At 66.0% G+C, this 25,520-nt stretch carries 24 protein-coding genes; 13 read left to right on the top strand and 11 right to left on the bottom strand.

Annotation, left to right across the window (positions count from 1 at the left end; translation table 11 throughout):
• Nucleotides 1–24 precede the first annotated feature (24 nt).
• On the top strand, nt 25–321 hold the full coding sequence (locus ACX80T_RS05580) for a DUF4229 domain-containing protein (RefSeq protein WP_019483193.1): 297 nt from the start codon (nt 25–27) through the stop codon (nt 319–321).
• A gap of 155 nt (nt 322–476) precedes the next feature.
• Here the strand turns inward: ACX80T_RS05580 and ACX80T_RS05575 are convergent, their stop codons facing one another.
• Genes ACX80T_RS05575 through ACX80T_RS05565 form a run of 3 tightly spaced genes read right to left on the bottom strand, consistent with a single transcriptional unit; the run spans nt 477 to nt 3,485 of the window.
• Nucleotides 477–1,361, bottom strand: coding sequence for a 1,4-dihydroxy-2-naphthoate polyprenyltransferase (locus ACX80T_RS05575; RefSeq protein ID WP_026041138.1), 885 nt, complete (start codon nt 1,359–1,361; stop codon nt 477–479).
• Nucleotides 1,362–1,393: 32 nt separating this feature from the next.
• Nucleotides 1,394–2,527, bottom strand: a complete 1,134-nt coding sequence (locus ACX80T_RS05570; RefSeq protein WP_019483195.1) for an AMP-binding protein — start codon at nt 2,525–2,527, stop codon at nt 1,394–1,396.
• A 7-nt stretch (nt 2,528–2,534) separates the two neighbouring features.
• Nucleotides 2,535–3,485, bottom strand: a complete 951-nt coding sequence (locus ACX80T_RS05565) for a 1,4-dihydroxy-2-naphthoyl-CoA synthase (RefSeq protein ID WP_019483196.1) — start codon at nt 3,483–3,485, stop codon at nt 2,535–2,537.
• Between the two features lie 154 nt (nt 3,486–3,639).
• Between ACX80T_RS05565 and ACX80T_RS05560 the strand changes: the two genes are divergently transcribed.
• Entirely contained in the window at nt 3,640–4,071 is a 432-nt protein-coding gene (locus ACX80T_RS05560; protein WP_116778721.1) for a hypothetical protein, read from the top strand.
• Nucleotides 4,072–4,077: 6 nt separating this feature from the next.
• On the opposite strand, the gene ACX80T_RS05555 is transcribed toward ACX80T_RS05560, so the two are convergent.
• Together ACX80T_RS05555 and ACX80T_RS05550 are read right to left on the bottom strand one after the other, a co-directional pair.
• Nucleotides 4,078–4,515: a VOC family protein gene (locus ACX80T_RS05555; RefSeq protein ID WP_019483198.1), complete on the bottom strand. Its 438-nt coding sequence runs from the start codon at nt 4,513–4,515 to the stop codon at nt 4,078–4,080.
• A 46-nt stretch (nt 4,516–4,561) separates the two neighbouring features.
• A complete protein-coding gene (locus ACX80T_RS05550; protein WP_192813086.1) occupies nt 4,562–5,497 on the bottom strand; it encodes a PhzF family phenazine biosynthesis isomerase in 936 nt (311 codons plus the stop codon).
• 234 nt (nt 5,498–5,731) lie between these two features.
• Between ACX80T_RS05550 and ACX80T_RS05545 the strand changes: the two genes are divergently transcribed.
• The 4 genes from ACX80T_RS05545 (at nt 5,732) to ACX80T_RS05530 (ending at nt 10,325) form a co-directional block, all read left to right on the top strand.
• On the top strand, nt 5,732–7,357 hold the full coding sequence (locus tag ACX80T_RS05545) for an ABC-F family ATP-binding cassette domain-containing protein (RefSeq protein ID WP_019483200.1): 1,626 nt from the start codon (nt 5,732–5,734) through the stop codon (nt 7,355–7,357).
• Nucleotides 7,358–7,501: 144 nt separating this feature from the next.
• Nucleotides 7,502–8,710, top strand: coding sequence for a thiolase family protein (locus tag ACX80T_RS05540; RefSeq protein WP_116778720.1), 1,209 nt, complete (start codon nt 7,502–7,504; stop codon nt 8,708–8,710).
• On the top strand, nt 8,710–9,453 hold the full coding sequence (locus ACX80T_RS05535) for an enoyl-CoA hydratase/isomerase family protein (RefSeq protein ID WP_459303936.1): 744 nt from the start codon (nt 8,710–8,712) through the stop codon (nt 9,451–9,453). The genes ACX80T_RS05540 and ACX80T_RS05535 overlap by 1 nt, the downstream gene beginning before the upstream one ends.
• Nucleotides 9,450–10,325 (top strand): 3-hydroxyacyl-CoA dehydrogenase family protein, encoded by an 876-nt coding sequence (locus ACX80T_RS05530; RefSeq protein WP_459303935.1) that lies wholly within the window; start codon nt 9,450–9,452, stop codon nt 10,323–10,325. Before ACX80T_RS05535 ends, ACX80T_RS05530 begins: the two co-directional genes overlap by 4 nt.
• 43 nt (nt 10,326–10,368) lie before the next feature.
• Here the strand turns inward: ACX80T_RS05530 and ACX80T_RS05525 are convergent, their stop codons facing one another.
• Complete coding sequence (locus tag ACX80T_RS05525) at nt 10,369–11,244, bottom strand: SGNH/GDSL hydrolase family protein (RefSeq protein ID WP_459303934.1); 876 nt, start codon at nt 11,242–11,244, stop codon at nt 10,369–10,371.
• 90 nt (nt 11,245–11,334) lie between these two features.
• Between ACX80T_RS05525 and ACX80T_RS05520 the strand changes: the two genes are divergently transcribed.
• Nucleotides 11,335–12,096 (top strand): tyrosine-protein phosphatase, encoded by a 762-nt coding sequence (locus tag ACX80T_RS05520; protein ID WP_459303933.1) that lies wholly within the window; start codon nt 11,335–11,337, stop codon nt 12,094–12,096.
• Here the strand turns inward: ACX80T_RS05520 and ACX80T_RS05515 are convergent.
• Complete coding sequence (locus ACX80T_RS05515) at nt 12,093–12,443, bottom strand: PaaI family thioesterase (RefSeq protein WP_459304035.1); 351 nt, start codon at nt 12,441–12,443, stop codon at nt 12,093–12,095. The two genes, ACX80T_RS05520 and ACX80T_RS05515, sit on opposite strands and share 4 nt — an antisense overlap.
• Nucleotides 12,444–12,619: 176 nt before the next feature.
• On the opposite strand from ACX80T_RS05515, the gene paaZ reads away from it, so the two are divergent.
• Entirely contained in the window at nt 12,620–14,704 is a 2,085-nt protein-coding gene (paaZ, locus tag ACX80T_RS05510) for a phenylacetic acid degradation bifunctional protein PaaZ (RefSeq protein ID WP_459303932.1), read from the top strand.
• Nucleotides 14,705–14,814: 110 nt separating this feature from the next.
• Here paaZ and ACX80T_RS05505 read toward each other — a convergent pair whose 3' ends face one another.
• The 3 genes from ACX80T_RS05505 to paaI are packed head-to-tail and all read right to left on the bottom strand — an operon-like array spanning nt 14,815 to nt 17,233.
• Nucleotides 14,815–15,420, bottom strand: a complete 606-nt coding sequence (locus ACX80T_RS05505) for a TetR/AcrR family transcriptional regulator (protein ID WP_019482382.1) — start codon at nt 15,418–15,420, stop codon at nt 14,815–14,817.
• Complete coding sequence (gene paaK / locus ACX80T_RS05500; RefSeq protein ID WP_459303931.1) at nt 15,420–16,757, bottom strand: phenylacetate--CoA ligase PaaK; 1,338 nt, start codon at nt 16,755–16,757, stop codon at nt 15,420–15,422. Before paaK ends, ACX80T_RS05505 begins: the two co-directional genes overlap by 1 nt.
• Nucleotides 16,754–17,233: a hydroxyphenylacetyl-CoA thioesterase PaaI gene (gene paaI / locus ACX80T_RS05495; RefSeq protein WP_459303930.1), complete on the bottom strand. Its 480-nt coding sequence runs from the start codon at nt 17,231–17,233 to the stop codon at nt 16,754–16,756. The genes paaK and paaI overlap by 4 nt, the downstream gene beginning before the upstream one ends.
• Before the next feature lie 311 nt (nt 17,234–17,544).
• Here paaI and ACX80T_RS05490 point away from each other — a divergent pair, with 311 nt between their 5' ends.
• The 5 genes from ACX80T_RS05490 to ACX80T_RS05470 are packed head-to-tail and all read left to right on the top strand — an operon-like array spanning nt 17,545 to nt 23,395.
• The gene (locus ACX80T_RS05490) at nt 17,545–18,876 is read left to right on the top strand and encodes an ABC transporter substrate-binding protein (RefSeq protein WP_443110853.1); all 1,332 of its coding nucleotides are present in this window, start codon (nt 17,545–17,547) and stop codon (nt 18,874–18,876) included.
• A 4-nt stretch (nt 18,877–18,880) separates the two neighbouring features.
• Entirely contained in the window at nt 18,881–19,864 is a 984-nt protein-coding gene (locus ACX80T_RS05485) for a carbohydrate ABC transporter permease (protein ID WP_019482378.1), read from the top strand.
• Nucleotides 19,861–20,775 carry a carbohydrate ABC transporter permease gene (locus ACX80T_RS05480; RefSeq protein ID WP_116779040.1) on the top strand — a complete coding sequence of 305 codons (915 nt, stop codon included), beginning with the start codon at nt 19,861–19,863 and terminating at the stop codon, nt 20,773–20,775. Before ACX80T_RS05485 ends, ACX80T_RS05480 begins: the two co-directional genes overlap by 4 nt.
• Nucleotides 20,772–22,271, top strand: coding sequence for a GH1 family beta-glucosidase (locus ACX80T_RS05475; protein ID WP_459303929.1), 1,500 nt, complete (start codon nt 20,772–20,774; stop codon nt 22,269–22,271). The genes ACX80T_RS05480 and ACX80T_RS05475 overlap by 4 nt, the downstream gene beginning before the upstream one ends.
• Before the next feature lie 38 nt (nt 22,272–22,309).
• On the top strand, nt 22,310–23,395 hold the full coding sequence (locus ACX80T_RS05470) for a LacI family DNA-binding transcriptional regulator (protein WP_459303928.1): 1,086 nt from the start codon (nt 22,310–22,312) through the stop codon (nt 23,393–23,395).
• On the opposite strand, the gene ACX80T_RS05465 is transcribed toward ACX80T_RS05470, so the two are convergent.
• Nucleotides 23,332–25,512: a S9 family peptidase gene (locus ACX80T_RS05465; protein WP_459303927.1), complete on the bottom strand. Its 2,181-nt coding sequence runs from the start codon at nt 25,510–25,512 to the stop codon at nt 23,332–23,334. The genes ACX80T_RS05470 and ACX80T_RS05465 overlap by 64 nt on opposite strands.
• Nucleotides 25,513–25,520: the final 8 nt, after the last annotated feature.

The raw sequence follows: 25,520 nt of genomic DNA, 5'->3' as shown, positions 1-25,520 counted from the left end.
ATTGTAGGCGAGTAAACTTGATGAGTGCCCTTCTTCAAATTCACTGCCCTACGCCTCGGCCTCGTCGTGGTTTTCTTCGTCATTTCCTACTGGCTCGGCCTTGGCGCCATCTTCTCCGCGGTTGTCGCGGCGATTCTGGCCTGGTGCGTGACCTACCTCTTCTTCCGGGAAATGCGTGACGCCGCATCGGCGTCGTTGCAACGCCGGTTCAGGGACGGTGCGCCACCGCAGCGCAACCTTTCCGAGCTCGACGACGCCGCCGCCGAGGACGCCTACGACCCCAACGCCACGATCAACGCAGACCGCAAACCCCGCCCTTGAGCGATGCCGCCACCGGGCGCCTGCCGGGTAGATACGCCCGCTGGCTCTGTGGGCTGTCCGGCGCTGCAGCGAGGCCAGCAGGAGTAGCTAGCCCAGCACAGCAGCTAGCCCAACCCAGCGGGTAGCCCAGCACAGCGGTCAAGCCAGCACAGCGGTCAAGCCAGCACAGCGGTCAGGACCACTCCGGCCCCGAAAAGCACACTGAACCCGAGATTGATCAGCCCGGTCATCTTGAGGACCGGGATCAAGCTTCGGCGTTTTTTGCCCTTGAGCATCAGCCAGCTCGGCATCAGGCAAGCGGGGATGAGCAATAGCACCAGGAGCACCCAAGGGTAGTCGTAGACCAGGAACAGGGGCAGCAGGAGTGCCACGGCGAGCATCATCACGTAGGTGATCCGTGCTGCGGTATCGCCCAGCCGGACGGCGAGCGTGATTTTCCCGGCTTCACGGTCTGTCGGGATGTCCCGAACGTTGTTGGCCATCAGGAGTGCCATGGCAATGATTCCGGTGCTGATGGCGCCGATCCAGGCCACAGCGCTCAGCTGGCCCGCCTGCGTGTAGGTGGTTCCGAGCGTCGCGACCAGACCGAAGAACACAAACACAAACACATCGCCCAGCCCCATGTACCCGTATGGGTTGCGTCCGCCGGTATAGCCCCAGGCAGCAGCCACGCAGCCCACTCCCACCAGCAGCAGGAACCAGGTCTGCGAAAGCACAATCAGGCTCGTCCCAGCGACCATGGCCAGGGCAAAGCAGGCAAAGGCAGCCCACTTCACCTGCCCGGGACGGGCGGCGCCGGAACCGGTGAGACGCAGGGGGCCCACCCGATCGGCGTCGGTACCTCTGACGCCGTCGGAGTAGTCATTGGCGTAGTTGACGCCGATCTGCAGCATCACAGCGACCAGTGCGGCCAGCAGGGCGTTGACCGGTTTGAAGGCGCCAAGGTCGAACGCTGCAGCGCAACCCACGATCACCGGGGCAATCGCCATGGGGAGGGTTCGCGGGCGGGCGCCCTCAAGCCATTGTGCGGCAGTAGCCACAATGCAATCCTTTTCGTCGGGGGAGTAGTGGGTTACGCGCTGGCGCGTTCGAGCAGAGCCCGAACCGCCAGCCGGTCGGGTTTACCGTTGGGCAGGAGGGGAAGCGACCCGAGGGTCAGAATGATCCGGGGCGCCGCGTGCGACCCGAGGGCCGTCTTCGCGTGTTGGCGCACCTCATCCGGGTTCACGTGGCCGACGACGACGGCGGCCACCTCAGTGCCCCACTCGGCGCTTTCGATGCCCAGCACCAGTGCTTCCTGAACGCCCGGGAACCCTTCGATCGCTGACGCGACGGCTCCGGCCGAGACCTTTAATCCACCGGTGACAAGCACATCGTCCACCCGTCCGGTAAGGCTCAGCACACCATCGGTGATGGCACCGGCGTCGTCGGTCTTGAACCAGCGGCGGCCGGAATTGAACTGGAACCGGTCGGCGCTGAGCTCGGGCTGCCCCAGGTAGCCATCGGCGAGCACCGGTCCGCTGATCCACAGCCGGCCATCCTCGGAGAGGAGGTCCACGCCTTCCAGCGGGACGCCGTCGTACACGCAACCGCCGCAGGTTTCACTCATGCCGTACGTGAGCACCAGGTTCAGTCCGTGTTTGCGCGCTTCGCTGCGGAGGGTTTCGGACGCTGGGGCGCCGCCCAGCAGGATGGCGTTGAACCGGCGCAGCACCTGGAGCGTTTCAGGACGTGGGTCCTGGAGCAGGCGGTGCAGCTGGGTGGGGACCAGCGACGTGAACCGGACCTTGTCGGTCAGTTCGCCGGCGGCCGCAGTGAAAGCCTCCGCGCTGAACGGGGCGGAGAGGTCCATCGCCCAGGGCCGGGTGCCGGCGTAGAGCGACCGGACCAGCACCTGAAAGCCCGCCACATAGTGCACGGGCAGGGTGAGGAGCCACTGGCCCTCAGCCTTCAGCGCGAGGGCGGTCCCCATCGCCGAAGCGGCGAGCGCATCGACGCTGAGCATCGTCTGCTTCGGGACGCCGGTCGAACCCGAAGTGCTGAGCACGGCGGCGATCTCGTCGTTCGACAGTTCACCGTCGAAGCGCTGGTCCGGGTCGGCATGGGGCGCGACGGCGGGGCCTTCACCGGCCAGCGCAGCGGCCAGTGGGGTGAGGAGGGCATGAGGGTCAGCCTCGGGCGGGGTGTGGATCGGTAACAGTTCCATGATTGGCCTAGAAATAGTAGGGGTAAGCGGACCAGTCGGGTGCCCGCTTTTCCAGGAAGGCTTCCTTACCCTCGACCGCTTCGTTGGTCATATACGCCATCCGGGTCGCTTCGCCAGCGAAGACCTGCTGGCCCGCGAGGCCGTCGTCGGCCAGATTGAACGCGAATTTGAGCATGCGGATTGCCTGCGGGCTTTGCCGGGCAATGTCCGCTGCGTACTGCAGTGCCGTGTTCTCCAGTTCGTGGTGGTCCACGGCCTCGTTGACCGCGCCCATCGCGACCATTTCTTCGGCTGAGTACTCCCGGGCGAGGAAGAAGATCTCGCGAGCCTTCTTCTGCCCGATCTGGCGGGCCAGCAGCGCCGAGCCATAACCGGCGTCGAAACTTCCCACCGTGGCATCGGTCTGCTTGAACTTGCCGTACTCGCGGGAGGCGATGGTCAGGTCAGCCACCACATGCAGACTGTGCCCGCCGCCGGCCGCCCACCCATTGACGACGGCGATGACCACCTTCGGCATGGTCCGCATCAGCCGCTGCACCTCAAGAATGTGGAGCCGGCCGGCCCGTGCGGGATCGACGCTTTCACTGGTCTCGCCGTCGGCGTACCGGTATCCGTCGCGGCCGCGAATCCGCTGGTCGCCGCCCGAGCAGAACGAGTGGCCGCCGTCCTTCGGGGATGGCCCGTTGCCGGTGAGCAGTACGGTGGCGACATCGGAGGTCATTCGCGCATGGTCCATCGTCCGGTACAGCTCATCGACGGTCCCGGGGCGGAACGCGTTGCGCACCTCGGGCCGGTTGAAGGCGATCCTCACCGTTGGCAGGTCTTTGACCTCCCCGCCGGGGCCCCGTTCGACCTGTCGGTGGTACGTGATGTCCTCGAGATCGCCGAACCCGGAGACGAGTCGCCAGCGGGCAGGGTCGAAGAGGTCAGAAACCTGTGGGGGAAGGTCGATAGTCACCCATCGAGTCTAGCTTTGTGCCGAGCGGTTGGCATGAAGAGGGTCCGCCGTTGGCCAGCGGTCTCGTTATCCCGGGGCCCTGGCGTATTTTTTCGGTGTTTGGTTAGCTAAGCCAATGCTGGCTGCCAGAGGGGCGGCCGCCGAAGGGAGAGCCGTGAAAGTCACCAAGATCCTGGCAATCGTTGCAGTCTCGTCTTCAACCATGTTCGTTGGCGCGTCGACCGCGATGGCAGCAACGGACGACATCGTGTTCGTCCCGTTCGACCAGGCGACGGTAGTAGACCCGGACACCGTCACCTTTGTCACCGGGGGCGTGATCGCAGCCGACGGTACAAACCTGTGCGCGGTCAACCCTGGGTCCATCGTGTTCCCGGATGGAACGTACCCCTGCTTCATCGATTTTCGATCCCCCGACCCGGACCCCGCACCTCAGGTGGGCCAGATGCCGGTGGGCGGCGTCGACACCGGGGTGGCTACGCCCGCCGGTCGGCTAGCAGCGGCAACCCCTGCCGCGGCGGGCATCGCCGCTGCTGGTGGTCTCGCTGCAGCCATCGTGTTGTTGCGTCAACGCGCCGTTCGGAGCTAAGAGTCCTCACCCGAGGCAGAACTCATTGCCCTCAGGATCGACCATCGTGTACCAAACGTGGGGGCCTTGGTTCGCCTGGTAGAGAAACTGGGCACCCCGGCCCTCAAGCCGGGCCCTGAGCTCGTCTTTATCGTCACAGTCGAGGTTGATGTCCAGGTGGCAGCGGTTCTTGACAGTCTTCGGTTCAGGCACTGGCTGAAATAGCATCCGTAGCCTGCCCTTGTGGCTATCCTCCCCGGGGCGGCAGATGGCTGCGCCGTCGCGCCACACGCGCACCCCTTTGTGCACAATGAGCTCATCCGGCTGGGCCCAGCCCTTGGCCAGCACATCGTCGATGAAGGTCTGATCGGTGGGTTCCACCACCCACCCGAGCGTTTCAGCCCACCAGTCCGCCTGATCGTGGGTGTTGGTGCAGTCGAGGGTGATCTGGATGTTGTAGGTCATGGACCGACTTTAGGGACGGACGGGGGCGGGCACTACCTCATCGCGGTCAGTAGCTGTCCGTGTGAGGCTCTGCTTTGGCGGTTGTTTCGGCGGTTCTCCAGTTTCTCGACGCTGAGGCGACACCCGGGACGCCCTGGGTGATGACCGCGGCGTAGCCGCTGATCAGAGCAGTCGCTTCGAGCACCGTGACCTCGAGCGTGCTGGGCCGACCCATCTCGATCCCTTGACGGATCGTGAAGCTCGCGCCCGCAGCTATCCGACCCTGAGCCCTCAGGTACCCGGCGAACGCTGCGGCCGCGGCACCGGTAGCGGGGTCTTCAACCACCCCGCCCCAGGGGAATGGATTCCGCGCCTGCCAGAGGCCGGGACCGGCGGGAGCTATCAGGGTTACCGTGATCCACGTATGCGTCCGACAGAGTTCCTGCAACGCAGCGAAGTGGTAGTCCAGAGTGCCAAGCGTTTCGGCATCCCTGACGACGACGACCGGATGGAGATTGCCACCAAATCCGATCCCGGGAAGATAATCGGGATGGAGCACCTCCCCTGTCCACCGCAGGCTGCTCAGGAGCAGCTCAAGATCGGTGGCAGCCAGCGGTGAGCAGCTGATCGGCGGGCTCTCCAAAGATCCCAGAAAGCCTCGACGGTCGCGTGAAGCCCTGACGTTAACCGGTCCCACCTTGGTATGCAGCGTATAGGCGCCCAGTCCCGCGTCTTCCCCCAGTGCCACCGCCGTCGCGATTGTCGCGTGACCGCAGAAGTCCACTTCGCCCATCGGCGCAAAGTAGCGGATCGGAATCGGGGAATCGGCGGTGATGGGTCCGGTGAGGAAGGCCGTTTCGCTGTAGCCGACGTCGGAAGCTATAGATTGCATTTGATCGTCAGAAAGATCCGCGGCCTCCATCACCACCCCGGCCGGGTTACCTCCCGCGGTTGAGGTGCTGAAGGCTGAGTAGCGTCGGACGGCAGGCGATGCGGATATCACTGATGGGGGGTGCTTCGATTGGTGGTCACACCCACATTTTGTCGAAAATCCACCGTCAGCGCGACAAGGCAGCCGGGGGCGTGCCCCGGTGAGGTTGACGGCTTGCCCACACCGGGGCACGCTGGAGCCATGAGGAAGTAGCCTTGCACCTGCCTGTTCGGCCGGCGCCAACCGCCCGCTTCGAACCCGCGCGCCGCGACGCCTGCGCACTTTCCGATATCGCGAGGAACTCCTTTGACCGAACATATCCAACTTTCCGACGTGTCCCACGGCTATGGGGACCGCCTGCTGCTTGACCACGTCGACCTGACCGTCGGCCGTGGCGAACGGGTGGCAGTGGTCGGGGAGAACGGCGCCGGCAAGTCCACGCTGATGCGCCTGGTGGCCGGGCTCGAAACCCCCGATGGCGGACACATCTCAGTGCACGGAGCGGTCGGTCACCTGCCGCAGACACTTGACCATGCGCCGTCCGACACCGTCCAAACCGTGATTGACGCGGCCTTGAGCGGAATCCGGGCCCTCGAGGCGGAGCTGAGGAGGCGTGAAGCCTCCCTGGAATCGGCTGATTCAGACGAGCTGGAACACTACGGGGCACTCCAATCCGAATATGACCTGCATGAGGGCTACGCCGTCGACTCGCGGGTTGACGCAGCCCTCAGTCAGCTGGGGCTGGGCGGCCTGGAACGGGGCCGCACCCTTGACACGCTCTCCGGCGGAGAACAGGAGCGCCTTGCGCTGGCTTGCCTGCTCGCCGACCCGGCCGTCATCCTCCTGCTGGACGAACCCACCAACCATCTTGACGACGACGCCGTCAGCTGGCTGGAGCGGGAGCTCGCCGCCCACCGGGGCGCGGTCGTCGCCGTGTCCCACGACCGATCGTTCCTGCGCACCTTCGCGACGACCATCATTGAAGTGGACGGCGACCGCAGGGAACTCCGGCGGTATGGCGATGGATACGAGGGATACCTCCGGGCCAAGGTTGCTGAACGCAATCGGTGGGAACAGGAATACCAGCAATGGCTGGACGCCAAGGAAGCCGAACGAATGAAAGCCGCAGCGGTGGAGGGGCGGATGGGTTACGGGCGTCGACGCGACGGCGACAAGATGGGCTACGACTTCAAACAGGGCACCGTGCAGGAAGCCATCACCAGCCAGAAGCGAAACGCGCAGGAGCGGCTGCGGCGGCTGGAGGAGCGGCCGGTGGATCGACCGCCTCAGCCTTTGGCGCTGTCCGCCCAGTTCGGCGGGCAGTCACTGACCGGGCCGGTGATCACTCTTGAGGGCGTCGCGGTCGGTGATCGTCTGGCAGTGGGTTCGCTGACGGTAGGAGCGGGGGAGAACCTCCTGGTTACCGGTCCCAACGGAGCGGGTAAAACGACTCTGCTTGACGTCATGGCCGGGCTTTGCCCGGTGCAGGAGGGCACAGTGGTCCAGCGGGGCAGGCTCGGATACCTTCCGCAGGAGCTGCCCCCGCACCCCCGCCCGTCGATGCGGCTCCTGCCGGCCTTCGCCTCGGGTCTGCAGGGCGACCTGGACGAACACGCCGACCGCCTCCTCAACCTTGGCCTGTTCCGCAGCGCCGACTTCCTGGTTCCCGTCGGGACCCTTTCCGCGGGCCAATACCGCAGGCTTGCACTGGCTCGCCTGCTGGTGGGGCGCTACGACGTCATCCTGTTCGACGAACCCACGAATCACCTCGCCCCGGTGCTGGTGGGGGAGCTCGAAGAGGCTCTGGCCGGGTACGACGGCACCCTCGTCGTCGTCAGCCACGACCGCGAACTCCGGAGGTGGTTCACCGGCCTCCCCGGCGCGAAGGAGTTGCGGCTTGAGGCCGGCCGGGTCGCGGGTCCGCCGGAATAGTTGCGGCACCGCACACAAGCGGTGGGGCAACGCCGGCTTTGCGGGGGAGCCACTTTTCCGGACACATCTGTAATATAGAACGAACGGTCAGTAATTAGGCTGACCGTGTGACTTACACAATCGTTGATGATTCTGGAGGCAGGCATGGCCGAGGCATTTCTGGTCGGCGGGGTACGCACCCCGGTGGGACGCTACGGCGGAGCGCTTTCCGGGGTCAGGCCCGATGACCTCGCAGCGCTCGCGATCCGCGAGGCGGTGGCCCGCGCAGGTATCGACCCCGGGGAAATCGACGAAGTGATCTTCGGCAACGCCAACGGCGCCGGCGAGGAGAACCGCAACGTCGCACGCATGGCCTCGCTGCTCGCCGGACTCCCGGATACCGTTCCCGGAATCACCGTCAACCGGCTCTGCGCCTCAGGGTTGTCAGCCATCATTATGGCCTCCCACATGATCAAGTCCGGCGCCGCCGACATTGTGGTCGCCGGCGGCGTGGAATCCATGAGCCGTGCGCCCTGGGTGATGGAGAAGCCGGCCAAGGCGTTCGCCAAGCCGGGGGACGTGTTCGACACCTCGATCGGCTGGCGGTTCACCAACCCGTTGTTCGCGGCACAGGACAAGACCACCTACTCCATGCCGGAAACCGCAGAGGAGGTCGCCTCGGTGGACGGCATCACCCGCGACGACGCCGACGCCTTCGCCCTGCGGTCCCACCAGCGGGCACTCGCCGCGATTGAGGCGGGCCGCTTCCGCGACGAGATTGTGCCGGTGCAGACCCGCCACGGCAAGCGCGAGGTCACCGTCGACACCGACGAAGGACCCCGCGCCGAGACCACCCTCGACGTGCTCGCCGGACTTCGCCCGGTCGTCAAGAAGGACGGGGTGGTCACCGCAGGCAACTCCAGTTCACTGAACGACGGTGCCTCCGCCGTCGTCGTCGCCTCCGAAGCGGCAGTGAACCGGCTGGGCCTCGCCGCCCGCGCCCGCATCCTTGACGGTGCATCGGCGGGCGTCCCGCCAGCCATCATGGGCATCGGCCCGGTTCCGGCCACGCAAAAGGTACTCCAGCGCACCGGGCTGAGCATCAGCGATCTGACCTCCGTCGAACTCAACGAGGCCTTCGCCACCCAGTCCATCGCCTGCATCCGCCGGCTCGGACTCGATGAGGAACTGGTGAACCGCGACGGCGGTGCTATCGCTCTCGGCCACCCCCTCGGATCGTCGGGGTCCCGGCTCGCGATCACGCTGCTCGGCCGTCTGGAACGCGAGGCACGCGGTGAGGGCCGGGCGATCGGGCTGGCCACCATGTGCGTCGGTGTGGGGCAGGGCACCGCCATGCTGCTTGAGCGCGTCTGATGGACCAGTTCACCACGCTGCGGGTCACTGACGACGGCGACCGCCTCACCGTCCAACTGCACCGCCCCGAGGTCCGTAACGCCATCGACCAGACGATGGTCGATGAACTGCATGCTGTGTGTGAGGTGCTGGAGAAGCGGCCGCGGATCCTCATCCTCACGGGAAGTAACGGCGTGTTTGCCTCAGGCGCCGACATCGCCCAGCTGCGGGAACGACGCCGGGACGATGCGCTCGCCGGGATCAACTCCACCCTCTTTGCCCGCATTGCCCGGCTCCCCCTGCCGGTCATCGCCGCGTTGGACGGGTATGCCCTCGGCGGAGGCGCCGAGTTGGCCTACGCCGCTGACTTCAGGATCGGCACGCCCAGCCTGAAGCTCGGTAACCCTGAAACCGGCCTCGGAATTCTGGCTGCCGCGGGCGCCACCTGGCGGCTCCGGGAACTGGTCGGCGAGCCACTGGCGAAGGAAATCCTCCTCGCCGGGCGGATCCTGGGCGCCGATGAGGCCCTCGCTGCCAGGCTGATCACCGAAATCCACGAACCCGAGGCCCTCCTCGCGGGCGCCAATGCGCTCGCCGACCGGATTGCACGGCAGGACCCACTGGCCGTCCGCATCACCAAATCCGTGTTCCACGCCCCGCCCGAGGCCCACCCGGTTATTGACCAGTTAGCCCAGGGCATCCTGTTTGAATCCGAGGCGAAGTTCGACCGGATGCAGGCATTCCTCGACAGGAAGAAAAAATGACTACAGCAATCCCCAGCGCAGCCCGCATCCCCGACATCGTTGGCGTCCTGGGTGGCGGCCGGATGGGCGCGGGCATCGCCCACGCCTTCTGCACAGCGGGTGCCACCGTTGTCGTCGTCGAGCGCGACGACGACGCCGCCGAGGCGGCACGGCAGCGGGTCCTCGACGCACTCGGTAAAAGCGTGCAGCGCGGAACCACATCGGAGGATCTCCAGACGCTCTCGGCGCGGGTTTCCGTGTCGGTTGACTACGCGGCGTTCGAAACCTGCGGGCTGGTAGTGGAAGCGGTCCCCGAGGACGCCGAGCTGAAGGCAGCCGCCCTCACAGCGGTCGAGGAACGGTTGACGTCCAACGCATGGCTGGCGACCAACACCTCGTCCCTGTCGGTGAGCTCACTGGCCGGGAAGCTCCAACGGCCGGAGCGGTTCTGCGGGCTGCACTTCTTCAACCCGGTGCCCGCCTCAACGCTGATCGAGGTGGTCCTGGCACAGCAGACCTCCGACGAGCTCGCCGACGCAGCGCGCGGCTGGGTGGAACTGCTCGGGAAAACCCCGGTGGTCGTCAAGGATGCGCCCGGCTTCGCCAGTTCCCGGTTGGGCGTCGCAATCGCCCTCGAGGCGATGCGGATGGTCGAGGAGGGTGTCGCCTCGGCCGAAGACATCGACACCGCCATGGTGCTGGGCTACAAACACCCGGTGGGTCCGTTGCGGACCACCGACCTGGTGGGCCTGGATGTCCGGCTCGGCATCGCCGAATATCTCGAATCAACCTTGGGGGAACGCTTCGCGCCGCCGCAGCTACTGCGGGACAAGGTGGCCCGCGGCGAGCTCGGCCGGAAGTCAGGTAAGGGGTTCTTCGACTGGACCGAGTGAGCCGGAACCGGTCGAGGAACACCCCTCCGCCGGCGTCCCGGCGCTACCGCCACAGAGTATTCAGGTTCACTGCGCTGCGGATCGCTTTGAAATAACCGGACTCGTATCCCTTGGCATTCGGGTGCAGGTCGTCGATGGCGGTGAACCCGGTATACGTGATCCACGGATCCCGGGTGCCAATACCGTGGCCCGTGAACCTCTTCGCCACGTCCACATACTGCAGTCCGTTGGCTTCGGCGGTGTGCTTGATGACCGCGTTGAGCGCATCGGTACCGTCATTGAACAACCGCTGCGCCTCGGTACTGAGCAGTACCTCCGATCCGGACTTTGGCGAGAACAGGTGCGGGTACCCGGTGACCACAATTGTGGCGTTCGGCGCGGCAGTGCGCAGCTCCCCGTACAGGTCATCGAGTGCCGCGGCCAGGCTGGTCTGCGCCTGGACCGTGCGGCCGTCGATTACCATTTGGCAGATTTCGAGTACCTGCGTGGCACACGCCCCCACTACGCCCCCAAAATCCAGGTCGTTGCCGCCCGCCGACACCGTGACGAGGTCCGTCTCAGCACCGATCAGCTCGTTGAAAACGAGTCCTGCCAGCTGCTCAGGGACGTCGGGTACCGCATCGGTGGGGTTTGCTGCGGCCTTCGCCCCGGAACAGGTGGCGTTGTAGGTCAACTCGATTTTGCGTTGCTCGTCGAGGAGCCACGGCAGTCCCAGAGGTGACTGCCCGCACGCATTGGCGTAGAAGCCCGCGCCGAACCCGGCAGCGTAGGAATCGCCCAGGGCCACATAGTCGGCCGGGACCGGGGGTCCTTGGCTATGAGCGGCGGCGGGGCCCGCGATCGTGCTGGCCAACAGGCCGACCGATAGCGCCGCAGCAGCGGCAGAACGTCCGAACAGGGAGTGACGGGGAGTTTTCATGGCTGAAAGATACACCTGCAGTAGCTTTCTGGAAACAGGCCGGGAAAGAAGCCTGCACCCGGACTGGCCGCAAATTGTTAGAGTGTGGTCATGACCTCCCAGCCGGGCCACACCGCTGATCCTGCCGCGGCCGAAGCCCGTGCCGTCCGGTGGGACGGCGCCGTCAACGCTCGGGATCTCGGCGGTCTCGGCGGGGTAATCCTACCCGGCCGCATGTACCGGATGGGGCGGCACGAATGGCTTTCCTCAACCGGCTGGCGACAGGCGTACGACGACGGCGTCCGCACCGTGGTCGACCTGCGCAACCCCGGCGAGTTCGGACGGCGCCCCGGTGACCCGGCTGTCGCTGCTGACAGTCTGACCCGCTTCACGATCGTGAACCGTCCCACCGAGGACCAGTCCGACGCCGACTTCATGGAACTGGTTGGGCCGTACCTGAGCTCGCCTGAGCACTACCGGGAGAACCTGCGACGCTGGCCCGAGAAGATCGCCGCCGTGGTGCAGACAGTGATCGATGCACCCGACGGCGGCGTGATCATCCACTGCTCAGCTGGCCGGGACCGCACCGGCATGGTGACAGCCGTCATGCTGTCGGCGGCGGGCGTATCCGCCGATGAGATCGTGCAGGACTATGCCCTGGGAGTCCGCGGAATCAACCAGTTCTTCGCGACGCAGGAGACGCCGAAGGAGCCGCCGGCGTCCAAAGACGAACTGCAGAAGCGGCTGGACCGGTCCGCAGCGCACCTGCATCAGCTGCTCTTCCAACTCGACGCGGCCCAGTACCTCCTGGACGCCGGCCTGACCCCGTCGGCAGTGGCGGCGTTGAGGAACCGGTTGACTGCGGGCGCCTAGCGGCGGTCGATGATCAGATTGGTGATCCGCAGGCTGCACAGCCGCGCGCCGTCGTCGTTGGTCAGCACCACCTCGTGGGTGGTGAGGGTGCCGCCCAGATGGATGGGGGTCGCTGTGATGGTGACCAGTCCTTCGCGGGCGGACTTGTGATGGGTGGCCGACACGTCGACGCCGACGGCGGTCTTTCCCATGGTGCTGGCGTGGATGACTGCCGCCCAGGACCCCACAGCCTCGCCGACGGCGAGCGACGCGCCGCCGTGCAAAAGCCCGAAGGACTGCCGGTTGCCTGCCACCGGCATGGTGGCGACCACCCGCTCAATCGACTGCTCGAGGATTTTCACGCCCATCTTCTCGTCGAGTTCGCCGAGCTGGATCTGCCAGGTCTGGTGAGTCACCGAAGGGCTCCTTTGAGGGATGTGGAAAGGCCAGTTAATGTACGCTGGACATATTACCGAACGTCCGTTCAGTTATCCTCCTCACGGAGGGCGGGCGCCGCTACCCACAGGTGAAAGGCAAGTCGACGATGACTTCAACAGCCGTACGCGTGCAGACAGTTCCCAGCTTCATCGAGGATGCCTGGTGGACGCCAGACGCTACCTCCCTGACAGAACGCAACAGCGCCGAAGTCCGGGACGCGAGCACCGGTGAGACGCTGGCGGTGGTCAGCACCGAGGGACTCGACGTCGCCCGGGTAGTCGACTATGCCCGGTCCACCGGGCAGCAGACCCTCGGCAAGTTCACCTTCCACCAGCGCGCACTGATGCTCAAGGCGCTGGCTCAGTTCCTCAACGACCAGCGCACCTCGCTGTATGAACTGTCGGCCCGGACCGGTGCGACGAAAATTGATTCCATGGTCGACATCGACGGCGGAATCGGGGTGCTCTTCACCTTCGGGTCGAAGGGCCGCCGCGAGCTGCCCAACTCCAACGTCGTGGTGGATGGGCCGCCGGAAACCCTCTCGAAGGACGGCACCTTCCTCGGTGAACACATTTACACGCGCATCCCGGGCGCGGCCGTGCAAATCAACGCCTTCAACTTCCCAGTCTGGGGCATGCTCGAGAAGCTGGCTCCGGCCTTCCTTGCCGGAGTTCCCACCATCGTCAAACCGGCGACACCAACCGGGTACCTGACCGCCGCCGTCGTGAAATTCATCATCGAGTCCAACATCCTCCCGCAGGGCGCGCTGCAGCTGATTTCCGGATCCGCCCGGGACCTGCTCGACTACCTGGACTACCGGGATCTGGTCTCGTTCACGGGGTCGGCGTCGACCGCCAACAAGCTGAAGTCCCACGACAACGTGGTGCACGGCGGCGTCCGCTTCACCTCCGAAACCGATTCGCTCAACGCGGCCATCCTGGGCGAGGACGCCGTCCCGGGCACCCCCGAGTTTGACGCCTTCATTAAATCCCTCGTCACTGAGATCACGGTCAAGGCCGGACAGAAGTGCACGAGCATCCGCCGCACCATCGTGCCCAAGACCCTGGTGAACGACGTCGTCGCCGCCGCCCGGGACCGCATTGAACAGCGCATCGTGCTCGGCGACCCGCGTGCCGAGGGCGTCACGATGGGCGCCCTGGCCTCCCTGGACCAGCTCAGGGATGTCCGCTCCGCCGTCGAAACCATGATCGCCGCGGGCGGGGAGCTCGCCTACGGCACGCTTGACGCGCCCCGTGTCACCCGCGCCGACGGCACCGTGGACACCGCCGTCGAGGGCGCCTTCATGTCCCCGGTACTGCTGACCTGGGAGAACGCCGAAGCCATCGAGCTGCACACGGTTGAAGCGTTCGGCCCGGTCGCTTCGGTCATCGGGTACGACGACGCCGCGCACGCCGTGCGGCTCGCCGCCCTGGGCGCCGGATCACTCGTGGCGACGGTTTGCACCAACGACCCCGCCGTGGCCCGGGAGCTGGTTCTTGGCATCGCCGCCCACCACGGGCGCGTGCTGATGCTCAACCGGGAAGACGCCCGCAGCTCCACCGGGCACGGCTCGCCCGTGCCGCACCTGGTCCACGGCGGTCCGGGCCGCGCCGGCGGTGGCGAGGAACTCGGCGGCATCCGCTCGGTGCTGCACCACATGCAGCGCACCGCCATCCAGGGCTCCCCGAACATGCTCACCGCGGTCACCGGGGTCTGGCATACCGGTGCTGAGCGCCGGTTTGATGGCACCCACCCGTTCCGGAAGGATCTTGCCGCCCTGCAGATTGGCGACGCGATCCGCTCGGACCTGCGGCAGGTAACCCTTGAGGACATCACCGCGTTCGCCAATACCACCGGGGACACCTTCTACGCGCACACCAACGAGGAAGCCGCAGCCGCGAACCCGTTCTTCCCGGGCATCGTGGCACACGGCTACCTGCTGTTGTCCTGGGGTGCGGGGCTGTTCGTCGATCCCGCTCCGGGGCCGGTCCTCGCGAACTACGGGCTGGAGAACCTGCGGTTCATCACCCCGGTCGCTGCCGGGGACTCGATCCGGGTCACCCTGACGGCCAAGCGGATTACCCCGCGCGAGGACGAAGAATACGGGGAAGTGGCCTGGGATGCTGTGTTGCACAACCAGGATGACGAGATCGTCGCGACCTACGACGTCCTGACCCTCGTCGAGAAGTAGGCCGGGCCGAGCCCTCCGCCCCTCCGCCGAGCGGTCAGCTCCGGTGGGTGCGGAGTGCCCTCCCGCCACAGTTGGCGGCCAGGCGGGAGGGCTGTTGCGGGGTGTGCGGGCTAGGAGCGGTGGAGTCCGTCGAAGACCATGGTGATGACGTCGTCGGCCAGCTTCTCGGGCGACACGGCACCGCCGGGTTTGTACCACTCGACAATCGAGTTGATCGTGCCGAACAGCAGGCGGGTGGTGGTGCGCGGGTCGATGTCGGACCGCAGGGAACCCTCGGTCCGTGCCGCGTCGACCAGCGCCGCCACCTGCCGGTCAAAGGCACGACGGCGCTCCAGGGCGCCCCGCTCCACCTCCGTGTTCCCGCGCAGCCGCAGCAGCAGGGTGACGAAGGGGAGCCGCTCGATCAGGACGGCGATGGTGCCCCGCAGCACGAACTCCAGCCGGGCATCGGCCTTGCCCGAGGTCGCTGCGGGATCGGTCAGCACCGCCTCCAGCCCGCCCAGCGCATGATCCAGCGCCAGACGCAGCAGGTCCCCTTTGGAGGGGACGTGATGGTAAATGGCTGACTTGCTGATCCCCAGGTTTTCGGCGAGGACGCCCATCGACGTGGCTTCGTATCCGTGCCGGTTGAACACGTCGACGGCGATGGTGAGGACAGCCTGCTGGTCATAGCCGGGCCGGCCGCGCCGGTTGGCCGCCGGGGGAGCGGTTGGCATCAGGCGCCGGCCTTGGGCCGCAGGTCGTAGATCCGCCGGAGTTTGCCGCTGGACCGGGCGAGCGAACCGGGCTCGGCGATGGTGACGGCGCAGCTGGAGCCGATGTGAATCTTGATCTGTTCGCTGAGGGTGCTGGCAGCGGTTTCGGCGTCGTGCGCCGAGACTCCCTCACGCGGCTCGATCTTGACGGTCATCGCATCCATCCGCTGGCCTTCAGGCCGCGTGATTTCCAACTGGAAGTGCGGACTGAGCGCTGGGATGCGCAGTGCGATTTCCTCGATCTGGGTGGGGAAAAGGTTGACCCCGCGGAGGATGATCATGTCGTCGCTGCGTCCGGTGATGCGGCCCATCCGGCGCATCCCGGGCCGTGCGGTGCCGGGCAGCAGTCGGGTCAGGTCGTGGGTGCGGTACCTGATGATGGGCAGGGCCTCCTTGGTGAGGGAGGTGAAGACCAGCTCGCCGTGTTCGCCGTCGTTGAGCACGTTGTCGGTGAACGGGTCGATGATCTCGGGGCGGAAATGGTCTTCCCAGATGTGGGAGCCGTCCTTGCTCTCGACACATTCGCCCGCCACGCCCGGGCCCATCACCTCGGACAGGCCGTAGATGTCGCAGGCGTCGAACCCCATCCGGTTCTCCAGTTCGTGGCGCATCTCCTCGGTCCAGGGCTCAGCGCCGAGCACGGCCGTCTTCAGCGAGGTGCTCGCGGGGTCGATGCCCGCGGCTGCCATGGCGTCGAGGATGGTGAGTAGGTAGGTGGGGGTGGCGAGGATGGCGTCGGGCTCGAAGTCCTTGATGAGCTGGACCTGGCGTTCGGTCTGCCCACCCGAAATGGGGATGACGGTGCAGCCGAGTTTTTCGGCACCGAAGTGGGCGCCGAGGCCGCCGGTGAAGAGCCCGTAACCGTAGGCGTTGTGCACCTTGTCGCCCTTCTTGACCCCTGATGCCCGCAGGGACCGCGCCACTAGGGCGGCCCAGCGGTCCAGGTCGCCAGCAGTGTAGCCGACCACTGTGGGCCGCCCTGTGGTGCCCGACGATGCGTGGATGCGTGCCACCTGGGGCTGCGGGACAGCAAACATGCCGAACGGGTAGGTGCGCCGCAGGTCCTCCTTGGTGGTGTACGGGAAGAGCGACAAATCGCTGAGTTCTTTAAGATCCGTCGGGTGAACCCCTGCCGCATCGAACTTGTCCTTGTACAACTGGACCCTGTCGTAGGCATACTGCACCGTGTGCTGGAGCCTGGTCAGCTGCAGGGCTTCGATCTGGTCCCTCGACATCAGTTCCTCGACGTCGAGGGTTGAGGGATCGGCGGCTGAGGCCTTGAGTGCCGTGCTGGTCATGGGAGGCTCTTTTCTGTGGTGGTGACAGCGGCGCTGCTGGGCTTGGCGAGCTGGGGATTGGGGATGGTCCGGGAACGGCCACGGAACTCGGCAATCGCCCGGGTACCGTTCTCGTTTTCCGCGGAGACGGAAATGTCGTAAAGGCCGCTACGCCCGGCTGAGGCGCGCCGGTTAGCGGTGGCGGTCAGCAGATCCCCGGGATGGGCCGAGGCCAGGAAGGTGACGTCCGCGCCCGAGGCGACGGTAATGGTGTCCGTTTCACCGATGGGGTTGCAGGCCAGGGCGAAGGCCGAGTCGGCGAGGGCAAAGACCATCCCGCCGTGGGCGATGCCAAACCCGTTGAGCATGTCGGGGCGAAGGCGCATGGTGATGATCGCGCGGCCATCGGCCAGGTCGACGACGTCGATGCCTAACCAGCGGGAGGCATGATCCTGCTCGAGGATAGGATGCGTGTGCCGGGCACCGGTGTCCGCCATTGGAGCCTCACTGTTTTGACCGGACAAGCTGACCGGTCTGGTTATTAGTGACCGAATGGTCATTAGGTAATTCACTTAGGTAATACCGGCAGGCGGCGCGGTGTCAAGCGATGGTCCAGCGACTAAGACCTTCCCCTAGCCCTTTGGCGGCGACCTCGGAGATAACGATTGCATTACGGCCGTTCGTGCCGCGGGCCCCTGACTAGGCGCGATGGTGGCGGGGCAGTCGTATTTCGAGTGCGTGGAAGCGCTCCCACTTGACATGAGACGCAGGTCACTCAAGGATGATTCCAGAGCGTGAGAGCGCTCCCATGACGATTCAGGTCATCACCCGACAAAGGAGTCACCCCGTGCACAATCGAGCCAGATTCACCGCGCTATCAGCCAGCGCAGTTTGCCTAGCCCTCGCCGTCTCAGCCTGCGGTTCCAATTCAGCCCCGGCGGGCAATATCGACGACGCTACCGGCGAGTCAGACGTCACTCTCACCGTTGCCACCTTCAACGAGTTCGGGTACGAAGACCTCTTCACCGAATACGAAGAACTCAACGACAACGTGACCATCGAACACAAAAAGGCGGCCACCTCCAACGAGGCCCGCGACAACCTCACCACCCGGCTGGCCGCAGGATCGGGACTCTCCGACATCGAAGCGATCGAGGTTGACTGGCTGGCGGAGCTGATGGAATTCCCCGACCAGTTCGCTGACCTCGCCGACCCTGCGGTCGACGGCCGCTGGCTGGACTGGAAGACCGAAGCCGCCACCACCCCGGATGGCAAGCTCATCGGCTACGGCACCGATGTGGGCCCCCAGGGTGTCTGCTACCGGGCCGACCTCTTTGAGGACGCTGGCCTGCCCACCGACCGGGACGAAGTCGCTGCGCTACTGGGCGGCACCTGGGACAGCTACTTTGAGGCTGGACGGGACTTCGTCGCCGCCAGCGACGGAGTCGCCTGGTTCGATTCAGCCGGAGCCACCTACCAGGGCATGATCAACCAGGTTGAGAACGCCTACGAAAATGAGGACGGCACGGTCATCGCCGCCGATAACGCCGAGGTCAAGGAAATCTACGAGACCGTGGTCGCTGCCTCGGTGGATGACAACCTTTCCGCGCATCTGGGCCAGTGGAGCGAAGACTGGACGGCGGGATTCCAGTCCGATGCGTTTGCCACCATGCTGTGCCCCGGCTGGATGCTCGGTGTCATTGAGGGCAACGCCGAAGGCGTCGAAGGATGGGACATTGCCAATGTCTTCCCCGGCGGTGGCGGCAACTGGGGCGGGTCCTACCTGACGGTCCCCGTGCAGGGCGAAAATCAGGCCGAAGCTAAGAAGCTCGCCGACTGGCTCACCGCACCCGAACAGCAGATCAAGGCATTCAACGCGAAGGGCACCTTCCCCAGCCAGGTCGAGGCACTGGAAAGCACCGACCTGCTGGACGCGACCAACGAGTTCTTCAACGACGCGCCCACCGGGGAGATCCTCGCCGAGCGGGCGCTGGCCGTGGACGTCACCCCCTTCAAGGGACCGAAGTACTTCCCCATCAACGATGCGATGCAGCAGGCCCTGACCCGTGTCGACGTCGACCAGACCGACGACGTCGCCTCCTCCTGGGACAAGTTCGTCACCGCGGTCAACGCGCTCTGACACCATGGCCGTCACCGACCGGGCGCTGAAACCAGCCCCACCCCGGCGCCCGCCGTCGTCCAAAAAGGTTCGACGGATCACTTTCTCCCATCGGCTTTCCCGCTGGGATGTGAAGTTTTCCCCGTACCTCTACATCTCGCCGTTCTTCCTCCTGTTCGCCATCACCGGCCTGTTTCCCCTGGGATACACGGCCTGGGTTTCCATCCACAACTGGAACCTGATCGGCGGCCAGGGGGAGTTCGCGGGGCTGGAGAACTACACGTTCATCCTGTCCCAGCCGTTCTTCTGGAACGCTGTGGGCAACACGTTCAGCATCTTCCTGCTCTCCTCAGTGCCACAGGTGGTGGCGGCAATCGTCATCGCCGCCTTCCTCGACGCGAACCTGCGGGCGAAAACCTTCTGGCGGATGGGGGTACTGGTTCCGTTCGTCGTCGCACCGGTGGCCGTGGGGCTGATCTTCAACAACCTGTTCGCCGACCAGTTCGGGTTGGTCAACGAGATTCTCAGGTCGCTCGGCTTCGAGGGCGTGCGCTGGCACTCCGATCCGACCGCCAGCCACATGGCCATCGCCACTATGGTGAATTTCCGCTGGATCGGCTACAACACGCTGATCTTCCTGGCGGCCATGCAGGCCATTCCGCGGGACGTTTACGAATCGGCGGCCATCGACGGGGCGGGCCGGCTCCGCCAGTTCTTCTCGCTCACCGTGCCGATGCTGAGGCCCACGGTCATCTTCGTGGTGATCACCTCGACCATCGGCGGACTTCAGATCTTCGACGAGCCGCGGGTGTTCGACCAGTACGGGTTGGGTGGAGCCGACCGGCAATGGCAGACCCTCACGATGTACATCTGGGAACTGGGGTGGGGCCAACGCAACTTCGGACGAGCCTCGGCCGTCGCCTGGCTGCTGTTCCTGATCATCGTGTTGATTGCAGTCCTGAACTTTTTCATCACCCGGCGCATCGCCAACCAGGGAGGCACCAAGTGAGCTCCATCCCCTTGACCGCACAAACGGCAGGAAAGGGGGCAGCACGCGCTGCGTCCCGCCGGGGCAACCGACGTCGTCGGAAAGGCCCGGGCGGAACCGGGCGGCGCCCCGGGTTCCTCACCTACGGGTTCCTCGGCGCCGTCCTGCTCGGTTCGCTATTCCCGCTCTACTGGTCCTTCCTGGTCGGCAGCCACGACAGTACCGTGTTGTCCCGCGGGATCCCCCTGCTGCCGGGCGGTAACTTCCTGGCCAACGCGGCGCAGGTGCTGGACAGCATTCCCTTCTGGACAGCGCTCGGGAACTCGTTGCTGGTCTCCAGCGTGACCGCGTTCTCGGTGGTCTTTTTCTCGACGCTGGCCGGTTTCGCCTTCGCCAAACTGAAGTTCAAGGGCAGCAAGTGGCTGCTGGTGTTTGTGATCGCCACCATGGCGGTCCCCACCCAGCTCGGCGTGGTGCCCCTGTTCATTGTGATGTCCAGGTTTGGCTGGACCGGGTCCCTGTGGGCGGTGATCATCCCGGCCCTCGTGACGGCGTTCGGTGTGTTCTGGATGACCCAGTACATCCGGGATGCACTGCCCGATGAGCTGATCGAGGCGGTGCGGGTCGACGGGGCGTCGATGATCAGGGCGTTCTGGCACGTGGGGCTCCCGGCCGCTCGGCCAGCCGCCGCCATGCTGGCCCTCTTCACCTTCATGGCCACCTGGACCAACTTCTTCTGGCCTTTCATCGTGCTCGACCCCAGCAATCCCACTCTTCCGGTGGCACTGCAGCTACTCCAGGCAGCCCACTTCGTTGACTACTCTGTGGTTCTCGCCGGTGCAGTGCTTTCGACCATCCCACTCCTGCTGGTATTCGTTCTCGCAGGACGCCAACTCGTTTCAGGAATCATGCAAGGAGCAGTCAAAGGATGACCAACACAGACATCACCTTTCCGGAGGGATTCCTCTGGGGTGCGGCCACGGCGGCCTACCAGATTGAAGGGGCAGCCCACGAGGACGGCCGGCAGGATTCCATCTGGGACGTGTTCTCCCGGGAGCCCGGAGCGGTTGCCGATGCGCACAACGGTGACATCGCCTGCGACCACTACCACCGCTCAGCCGACGACGTGGCGTTGATGAAACAGCTCAACCTGCAGGCCTACCGCTTCTCCACATCCTGGGCCCGGTGCATGCCGGACGGCGTGACGCCGAACATCGAGGGCATCGAGTTCTACTCCCGCCTGGTGGATCAGCTGGTCGCCGCCGGCATCAAGCCCTGGCTGACCCTCTATCACTGGGACCTGCCGCAGGCGCTGGAGGAGCAGGGCGGCTGGGCCAACCGCGACACCGCCTACCGGTTCGCTGAGTATGCAGCAGTGCTGCATGAAGCCCTCGGCGACCGGGTCCGCATCTGGACCACCCTGAACGAGCCGTGGTGTTCAGCGTTCCTCGGGTACGCGGCGGGGATTCACGCGCCCGGCAGGCAGAACCCCCGCGCCGCGCTCGCCGCAGCGCACCACCTGCTCCTCGGCCACGGGCTGGCGGCGCAGGAGCTGCGCCGGCGTGACCCGGCAGCGCAGCTGGGGCTGACGCTGAACCTCACCGTCCCGGATCCGGTCGACCCGGACAGCGACGCCGATGTCGACGCCGCCCGCCGCATCGACGGCCAGTTCAACCGGATCTTCCTCGATCCGGTGTTCAGGGGCCAGTACCCCCAGGACGTGCTCGACGACGTCCGCCACCTTGGCCTGGAGGATTTCATCCACGACGGCGACCTGGCCGTCATCTCCGAGCCTCTTGACCTGCTGGGCGTGAACTATTATCACGGCGAGGCGGTGACGACGTCGGTCGATCCTGCCAACGACGACGGCGGGCACGCCCCGCAGGGCCGACCGGTCGCGTCGCCGTATGTCGCAGCCGACGGGGTACGGTCCGCACCGCGCGGCCTCCCGGTTACCGGGATGGGCTGGGAGGTGCAGCCCGACGGCCTGCGCCGGCTGCTGGTCCGCATCCACGAGGAGTACACCGGGCCGGCGGGCATCCCCGTCTACGTCACCGAAAACGGTGCTGCCTACGATGACGTGCCTGACGGGTCGGGGTTCGTTGACGACCAGGACCGGCTGGCCTACTTCGACAGTCATCTGAGGGCGGTCCGGGCAGCGATCGACGACGGCGCCGACGTGCGCGGCTACCTCGCGTGGTCCTTCCTGGACAACTTCGAATGGGCGTGGGGCTATCACCAGCGCTTCGGTCTGGTCCGGGTGGACTATGACACTCAGCAGCGGACTCCGAAGGCCAGCGCCCTCTGGTATGCCCGGGCCGCCGCGGCCAACGCGCTGCCGGCGCCCGGCCCGGTGCACCAGGTGGGACCCGGCCCCGCGGAGGCGGTGACTGGCCCGGGGGACACCGTGCTGGCCACCAGCAGGTAGGCCCCGCTGGCAGGTCATCGTGTCGTATTCTCTAGGTGATGAATGATCAGCAACCACGGGCCGGGCGTCCCGGACTCGCCCACCCGCCGGGAGCGAAATACAGCCCCACCCTGGAGGACCTGGCGGCGGCGGCCGGCGTGTCCCGGTCGACGGCGTCGCGTGCCATCAACGGGGGCAGCCGGGTGAGCCCGGAGGCGCAGGCTGCGGTGGACGCCGCCGTCGTCGCCCTCGCCTACACGCCCAACCGTGCGGCACGGTCACTGGTCACCCGGCGTACCGCGTCGATAGCGCTCGTCATTCCTGAACCGGACATGCGCGTCATGATGGACCCCTTCTTCGCCATGGTCATCACCGGCGTCACCGAGTCGCTGCGGGAAACCGATGTGCAGCTGGTCCTGCTCATGTCCCGCAGCGACGATGCGGCGCGGACCGTGCGCTACCTGCGGGGCGGGCACGTGGATGGGGCCATCGTGGTGTCGCACCACCAGGGGGACACCTGGGTGGGGCCGCTGGCGGAGAGTGGCCTGCCCATCATCTTCATCGGCAGGCCCTGGCAGAGCCAGCACGGGCTGACGTACGTCGACACCGACAACTATGGCGGTGGCACCCAGGCAGCGCAGCACCTCCTGGCCTCGGGTAGCCAGCGCCCCGCCACTATCGCCGGACCCGCCGACATGACCGCCGCCGTCGACCGCCTCCGCGGCTGGCAGGACGGGCTGCGCGACGCCGGGGCGGCGCCGAGCCCCGTCGAGTTCGCCGACTTCACCACTGTGGGCGCGGCGGAGGCGACCCGGCGACTGCTCGACGCTGCCCCCGGCACCGACGCGATCTTCGCCGCATCCGACCTGATGGCCGTCGGTGTGCTGGAGGTCCTGCGGTCCCGCGGGCTACGGGTACCCGACGACGTCGCCGTGGTGGGGTATGACAACCACAGCATTGCCGCCCTGGCGTCGCCGGCGCTGAGTACCATCACCCAGCCGATGGTGGAGATGGCAACCAAGGCCGGCGCCATGCTGCTCGAGGAGATTGAGGCTCCCGGCACTCACCCCGACCCGGTGGTCTACCCGGCGGAACTGGTGGTCCGGAGCTCCTCGGCACCAAGGGCCGCCGCCACGAAGGCGTAGTCCCAGGCGACATCCTTCCACCGCTCATACCGTCCGCTCGCACCGCCGTGGCCACCGTCCATCTCGGTCTTCAGCACGATCGGCTCGCTGCCCGTGGTGGTCTCGCGGAGCTTGGCCACCCATTTGGCGGGCTCCACATAGAGCACCCGGGTGTCGTTGAAGCTCGTCACCGCCGCGATCCGCGGGTACCGGGTCGCCTTGATGTTCTCGTAGGGGGTGTACTCCTTCATGTACTGATACACCGCGGGGTCGGTGATCGGGTTGCCCCATTCCTCCCACTCCAGTGCCGAGAGTGGCAGTTCGGGGTCGAGGATGGTGGTCAGCGCGTCGACGAACGGCACCTGTGCCACCACCGCCCGGTACAGGTCGGGTGCCAGATTGGTGATCGCGCCCATCAGCAGCCCGCCAGCGGACCCGCCCATTGCGGCGATCCTGCTGGGATCGACATAGGGCGACGCCGCCACATGCCGGGTCGCATCGACAAAGTCGGTGAACGTGTTCTTTTTGTTGAGCTTCTTGCCGCCCTCGTACCAGGTGCGGCCCATTTCTCCGCCGCCCCGGATATGCGCCACCACGAAGACGACCCCGCGGTCCAGCAGTGACAGCCGGGCGATCGAAAAGCCCGGGTCCATGCTGATTTCGTAGCTGCCGTAGGCGTAGACCAGTGCGGGGTTGGCGCCGTCGTCGGCGAGGTCGGCCCGGCGCAGGACGGACAGGGGGATCAGCGTGCCATCAGCCGCTGTGGCCCACTGCCGCTCCGCCGTGTAATCCTCCGGGCGGTAGCCGCCACGCACCTCGGTCTCCTTGCGCAGCAGCAGGCTTCCGGTGTCGAGGACATAGTCGTAGACACGTGGGGGAGTGAAGAAGGAGGTGTAGGAGAGCCTGATGATCGGCGAATCGAACTCGGCGTCGGCCAGGTGGCAGGTGAAGAGCTCTTCATCGAACCCTGGCTCCTCGGGGGCGGGCTGGTCGGCCGCGCCGAGCCCGGCGAGCGGGAGCACCTGGACACGTTCGATAGTGTCCTTGCGGACCGAGACGATCAGGTGGGTGGAGGTGACGGCGACGCCGCCCACCCGGACGGCGTCGTCGTGCGCCACCACCGTGTTCCACCGCTGGTCGGAGAGTGGCTTGGCGAACTCGGACTCCGCGGCCAGGCTGACCATTGAGTTCCGGGCATTCCGGTTGTGCGTGAGCACATAGTGGCGCTCGCCGTCGACCGTTACCGGATCGGCCTCGTAGAGGACCTTTTCACTGCGCGGAATCAGGGTGAGCAGGCCGGCTGACTGGTTGGTCAGGTCCAGCACACGGTACTCGCTGTACTCGGAGCAACCGATGCCGATGAGCAGTTGGGTCCGGTCGGCTGACAGGTCGAAGCCGGTCCACATGGCGACGTCGTCCTCCTGATAGACCACCGTGTCCTGCTCCACCGGGGTGCCGAGCGTGTGGGATCTGACCTGGTAGGGGCGCCAGGAATCGTCGACCACCGTGTAAAACACCTGGGTGCCGTCGGGGGAGAAGGCCAGCCCGTAGAAGATGTTCGGCACCACGTCGGGAAGCAGATCGCCGGTACGCAGATCCTTGATCCGCAGGGTGAAACGCTCGTCGCCCGCGTTGTCTTCGCAATAGGCCAGGAGGTTCCCGTCCTCGGTAACCGCCAGCCCGCCAAGGGAGAAGAAGGGCTTCCCTTCGGCCTCCGCGTTTCCGTCCAGCATCACCTGTTCGCCCTCAATCGGCTTGCCGGGGACAATCTCCGGTGGCGTCCAGTCGCTGGCGAGATCACCAGTGTCAGTGGCGGCGACCCGGCAGTTGATGGCGTACTGCTTGCCCTCGTCAGTGCGGGCGTAATACCACCAGCCCTTCTTGCGGGACGGCACGGACAGATCGGTTTCCTGCGTCCGGTTCTTGATCTCGGTGAAGATGTCCTGCCGGAGCTGTTCCTGGCCGGCGGTCACGGCGTCGGTGTACCTGTTCTCGGCCGTGAGGTGGGCGAGGACCTCGGGGCTTTCCTTTTCCCGCAGCCACTCGTATTCGTCCACGAAGGTATCCGAGTGGTGGGTGCGTTCCGTCGGCACCTTTTTGGCAACGGGAGGGGCGGGGAAGTGCGTCTCTGCAGTCATGGAAACCA

The sequence above is a fragment of the Arthrobacter sp. Sr33 genome, from assembly GCF_054511195.1.
This window is presented reverse-complemented; position numbering and strand designations above follow the sequence as displayed.

Excerpts from the sequence above, each read along its gene's own strand:
- ACX80T_RS05490 (WP_443110853.1), top strand. The coding sequence starts at position 17,545 with ATGACGATTCAGGTCATCACCCGACAAAGGAGTCACCCCGTGCACAAT.
- ACX80T_RS05555 (WP_019483198.1), bottom strand. The coding sequence starts at position 4,515 with ATGACCTACAACATCCAGATCACCCTCGACTGCACCAACACCCACGAT.
- paaI (WP_459303930.1), bottom strand. The coding sequence starts at position 17,233 with ATGGCGGACACCGGTGCCCGGCACACGCATCCTATCCTCGAGCAGGAT.
- ACX80T_RS05470 (WP_459303928.1), top strand. The coding sequence starts at position 22,310 with ATGAATGATCAGCAACCACGGGCCGGGCGTCCCGGACTCGCCCACCCG.
- ACX80T_RS05475 (WP_459303929.1), top strand. The coding sequence starts at position 20,772 with ATGACCAACACAGACATCACCTTTCCGGAGGGATTCCTCTGGGGTGCG.
- ACX80T_RS05505 (WP_019482382.1), bottom strand. The coding sequence starts at position 15,420 with ATGCCAACCGCTCCCCCGGCGGCCAACCGGCGCGGCCGGCCCGGCTAT.
- ACX80T_RS05540 (WP_116778720.1), top strand. The coding sequence starts at position 7,502 with ATGGCCGAGGCATTTCTGGTCGGCGGGGTACGCACCCCGGTGGGACGC.
- ACX80T_RS05530 (WP_459303935.1), top strand. The coding sequence starts at position 9,450 with ATGACTACAGCAATCCCCAGCGCAGCCCGCATCCCCGACATCGTTGGC.
- paaZ (WP_459303932.1), top strand. The coding sequence starts at position 12,620 with ATGACTTCAACAGCCGTACGCGTGCAGACAGTTCCCAGCTTCATCGAG.
- paaK (WP_459303931.1), bottom strand. The coding sequence starts at position 16,757 with ATGACCAGCACGGCACTCAAGGCCTCAGCCGCCGATCCCTCAACCCTC.
- ACX80T_RS05465 (WP_459303927.1), bottom strand. The coding sequence starts at position 25,512 with ATGACTGCAGAGACGCACTTCCCCGCCCCTCCCGTTGCCAAAAAGGTG.
- ACX80T_RS05515 (WP_459304035.1), bottom strand. The coding sequence starts at position 12,443 with ATGGGCGTGAAAATCCTCGAGCAGTCGATTGAGCGGGTGGTCGCCACC.
- ACX80T_RS05535 (WP_459303936.1), top strand. The coding sequence starts at position 8,710 with ATGGACCAGTTCACCACGCTGCGGGTCACTGACGACGGCGACCGCCTC.
- ACX80T_RS05485 (WP_019482378.1), top strand. The coding sequence starts at position 18,881 with ATGGCCGTCACCGACCGGGCGCTGAAACCAGCCCCACCCCGGCGCCCG.
- ACX80T_RS05520 (WP_459303933.1), top strand. The coding sequence starts at position 11,335 with ATGACCTCCCAGCCGGGCCACACCGCTGATCCTGCCGCGGCCGAAGCC.
- ACX80T_RS05570 (WP_019483195.1), bottom strand. The coding sequence starts at position 2,527 with ATGGAACTGTTACCGATCCACACCCCGCCCGAGGCTGACCCTCATGCC.
- ACX80T_RS05525 (WP_459303934.1), bottom strand. The coding sequence starts at position 11,244 with ATGAAAACTCCCCGTCACTCCCTGTTCGGACGTTCTGCCGCTGCTGCG.